General features: G+C 29.6%; 4 protein-coding genes and 1 pseudogene. All 5 read left to right on the forward strand.

Annotated elements, in window-relative coordinates; genetic code table 11:
• Positions 1–559 (forward strand): replication initiation factor domain-containing protein (locus tag KA900_RS10565; protein WP_210139585.1); only part of this gene is annotated, 559 nt, incomplete at its 5' end.
• Between the two features lie 25 nt (positions 560–584).
• Positions 585–1,346 (forward strand): aminoglycoside nucleotidyltransferase ANT(9), encoded by a 762-nt coding sequence (gene ant(9) / locus KA900_RS10570; protein WP_208182380.1) that lies wholly within the window; start codon positions 585–587, stop codon positions 1,344–1,346.
• A gap of 314 nt (positions 1,347–1,660) precedes the next feature.
• Positions 1,661–2,872 (forward strand): MobV family relaxase, encoded by a 1,212-nt coding sequence (gene mobV, locus KA900_RS10575; protein ID WP_210129568.1) that lies wholly within the window; start codon positions 1,661–1,663, stop codon positions 2,870–2,872.
• Positions 2,873–3,432: 560 nt separating this feature from the next.
• Positions 3,433–3,597 carry a ribbon-helix-helix domain-containing protein gene (locus KA900_RS10580; protein ID WP_107510999.1) on the forward strand — a complete coding sequence of 55 codons (165 nt, stop codon included), beginning with the start codon at positions 3,433–3,435 and terminating at the stop codon, positions 3,595–3,597.
• A 247-nt stretch (positions 3,598–3,844) separates the two neighbouring features.
• A pseudogene (locus KA900_RS10585) lies at positions 3,845–4,230 on the forward strand (replication initiation factor domain-containing protein); the annotation flags it as partial.

Consider the following 4,230-nt stretch of genomic DNA (forward strand, 5'->3'; position numbering starts at 1 on the left):
TATCGACTACATGGAAGATGACGGTTTTACAAGATTAGATTTAGCTTTTGATTTTGAAGATGATTTGAGCGACTATTACGCAATGACTGATAAAGCAGTTAAGAAAACTATATTTTATGGTCGTAATGGTAAACCAGAAACAAAATACTTTGGGGTACGTGATAGCGATAGATTTATTAGAATTTATAATAAAAAACAGGAACGTAAGGATAATGCAGATATTGAAGTTATTTCAGAACATCTATGGCGTATAGAAATTGAATTGAAACGAGACATGGTTGATTATTGGAATGATTGTTTTAATGATTTACATATTTTAAAACCTGATTGGACAACACCAGAAAAAGTAAAAGAGCAAGCAATGATTTATTTGTTACTGAATGAAGAAGGCACATGGGGAAAACTTGAAAGGCATGCTAAATATAAATACAAGCAATTAATTAAAGAAATATCTCCAATTGATTTAACTGAATTAATGAAATCGACTTTAAAAGCTAACGAAAAACAATTGCAAAAGCAGATTGATTTTTGGCAACGTGAATTTAGATTTTGGAAATAATATTTAAAGATGAGAGGAGTCAATAATGGAGGAACCAAATAAGCAAATTGATAATGTTTTAATAGAATTGAAACGATTGTTTTCAAAAGATTTATTAGGAGTCTATTTATATGGTTCTTATGTTAAAGGGGGTTTAAAAAAAGATAGTGATGTTGATTTTCTAGTGATAATAAATAGAGATATGACTAAAGAAGAAAAAAGAATATTAATTTCGAAAATTATGCCTATCTCTAAAGAAATTGGTGAAGATACAAGTTTAAAATATATAGAATTAACTGTGCTTAATTATCATGAAAATGAAAATTGGTCTTATCCACCTATTGAAGAGTTTATCTATGGGGAATGGCTTAGAGGAGATTATTTAAATTATTTTATTCCAGAAAAGAATAATAACATTGATTTAACAATATTATTATATCAAGCCAAGCTTTCTTCAATATCAATTTATGGCGAAAATAATATTAATAACTTAATTCCTGATGTTCCATTTATTGATTTACAAAAAGCTATAAAGGAAAGTTCTAAAGAATTGATAAAAGATTTTTATGGTGATGAAACAAATGTTATTTTAACCCTTTGTCGTATGATCGTAACTTATGAAACAGGTAAGTTTTATTCAAAAGATTTAGCTGGCAGTATGATAATAGAAAATTTAGCAATTGAAGAAAATAATTTAATAAGTTTAGCTATTTCTAGTTATAAAAATGGTAATAGCGTTGATTGGGAACTTTTTCCTGTTAAGAGTGTCATTAAAAAACTTTATGCTTATTTGAATTATAAATTATGATAATAGCTTTTGTAATATTTACAATATCCAGTATTCCTTAAATTTTGAAAAAGAAAGTAAGTAGTTGAATATGTTGTTTTAGTTTTGATCTTTATGTTTAACAACCACTATTTTTGGTTGCTGATGTTTTGATTTTGAATTTGGTTTTGAACTTATGGACTGATTTATTCAGTCCATTTTTTGTGCAGGCACAAAAACATGTTTTAGCCTCGCAGAGCATACGGTTTAACGACTTATTGAAAAATAAGTCTAGTATGTTAGACTTAAAGTATTAAATTACTTAACTAACCTTATTGTTGAGGAGTGAATTATATATGTCGTATTCAATTATTAGAGTTTCAAAAGTTAAAACAGGAACAAATACAACAGGCATACAAAAACATGTTCAAAGAGAAAATAATAATTATGAAAATGAAGATATAGACCATAGTAAAACTTACTTAAATTATGATTTGGTAAATGCTAATAAACAGAATTTTAATAACTTGATTGATGAAAAAATTGAACAGAATTATACAGGTAAACGAAAAATTAGAACAGACGCGATTAAACACATTGATGGTTTAATTACATCAGACAATGATTTCTTTGATAATCAAACGCCAGAAGATACAAAGCAGTTTTTTGAATATGCTAAAGAGTTTTTAGAACAAGAATACGGTAAAGATAATTTATTATATGCGACAGTTCACATGGACGAAAAAACTCCACATATGCATTATGGTGTTGTTCCTATCACTGATGACGGTAGATTAAGTGCGAAAGAAGTTGTAGGGAATAAAAAGGCGTTAACAGCGTTTCAAGATAGATTTAACGAATATGTTAATCAACGTGGGTATGATTTGGACCGAGGACAATCAAGACAAGTTACAAATGCTAAACATGATCAGGTAAGCCGATATAAGCAAAAAACAGAATACCATAAGCAAGAATATGAGCGTGAGAGCCAAAAATTAAGCCATATACAACAAAAAAGCAGTGAGTTGATAGAACAATACCAAAAATCATTAGAAACGCTTAAAAAGCCTTTAAACGTCCAATATGAACATGAAACTGAAAAAGTAGGTGGATTGTTCAACAAAGAAATACAAGAAACAGGGAATGTTGTAATAAGCCAAGAAGAATTTAATAACTTTCAGAAACAAATACAAGCAGCACAAACGATTACAGAAGATTATGAGTATATTAAGTCAGATAAAGCTCTGAATGACCTAAAAAACGAAAATAGTAAGCTTAGAGAAGAAAACAAGGATATGTCTGAAACTTTAGCAAGAGCAAATGAGTTTATAAAAGACCTCAAAAAACACCTTGATAATGCGCTTAATGTTATTAAAGTTATTAGAGAGATTTTTGAGAAGTTAGAGCAAGCTATTGGTAGAAATAAATATAGAAATTTAATGAATGATGTGAGTAGAGATAATGCTCCTATGATAAAGGCAATACAAATGTTTGATAAACAAATACACCCTGAAGAATATCAAGAAGAAAAGAATACGCAAAAACGTGATAGGGGTAGAGGTAGATAAATAAAAACGCCACTCTAAAAATAGAATGGCGTTCAAAATCTTAAAAGAATTGTTTTAAGTATATCTAATTTAATTATACCCACGTTTATGCCGAGAAAACTTTTTGTCTTAAAGAGTCCTTAACTTAGACTTAAAGCGACAGCGGTCGATAGCGTCAGCTATTAACCCGACCGACTGACAGCTTTTAGGATTGTTAAGGACGCAAACTTTAAGACCAAAAGGAAATTGGAATAAAAAAATAAATTGAGTTAATGGTTTAGGTTTTAGGGCTAACTTCACGAAGTGATCTGTTAGCCCTGTTTTTGTATTTTGGCTTAGAATTTATCAAATTTAGTTGGAAAAAGGGGGACTACTACGACCCCCCCTTTTAAGTGCCGAGTGCCAATTCCGAGATTGTGAAGTGTTTAGACCTTTAATGCCAATGGATTCAACGATTTTTCACAAAGCTACATTTAGGCTACATTTTAGGGACTTTATGAGTTATTGTATAGAAATCTCTAGACATATATGTATAAATGGAATAAAATAAACTTATTAATAGTTAGAAATGGGGAGTAAAAATGGTTCGTACAAAAGTAGGTATAACTTTAACTGAAGATACTTTGAAAAGACTTGAAGAAATTGCAGAACAAATGGGTTTAACTAAATCTCAGGCTATTTCTATGTTGGTTAATAAAGAATATTTGAGTAAGTATCAAGACAAAGATAAAGTATTTAAGGCATAAAAAAATGACTTGATCTAATTAGGAACTAATTAGACCAAGCCATTTGATAGTGTTATATTAATAACAAAATAAAAAAAAGAAGTCGCTCACGCCCTGACCAAAGTTTGTGAACGACAAAACCGTAATAAAATATAAGAATTATGTTTTATTAATTTGTATATCTAGATATTAAACGATTTAAGTTTATTCTTCAAGATATATATTTGGGTGAGCGACTTCTTAAACAAAATTAAGGAGTCGATTTTTTATGAGTAAAAAAGAACAAGAAATCTATTCAAAACAAGTTACATCAGGGGAAGTGCAAAATTACTCCTTAACCGGCTACTCTAATAGCCGGTTAAGTGGTAATTTTTTTACCACCCCTCAACCAGAATTAAGTTTTGATGCTATGACAATCGTTGGGAATTTGAACAAAGCCAATGCTAAAAAGCTGTCTGATTTTATGAGTATTGAGCCACAAATAAGACTTTGGGATATACTTCAAACAAAGTTTAAAGCTAAAGCACTTAACGAAAAAGTTTATATCGAATATGACAAAGTAAAAGCAGATAGTTGGGATAGACGTAATATGCGTGTTGAATTTAATCCTAATAAACTCACACATGAAGAAATTAACAAAACATTATCGACTAC

This window comes from Staphylococcus sp. GDY8P120P (genome assembly GCF_017892065.1).
Lineage (GTDB): Bacteria > Bacillota > Bacilli > Staphylococcales > Staphylococcaceae > Staphylococcus > Staphylococcus nepalensis.

Bases quoted from the DNA above. Each gene is read 5' to 3' on its own strand.
- mobV (WP_210129568.1), top strand. From the start codon at position 1,661: ATGTCGTATTCAATTATTAGAGTTTCAAAAGTTAAAACAGGAACAAAT.
- KA900_RS10580 (WP_107510999.1), top strand. From the start codon at position 3,433: ATGGTTCGTACAAAAGTAGGTATAACTTTAACTGAAGATACTTTGAAA.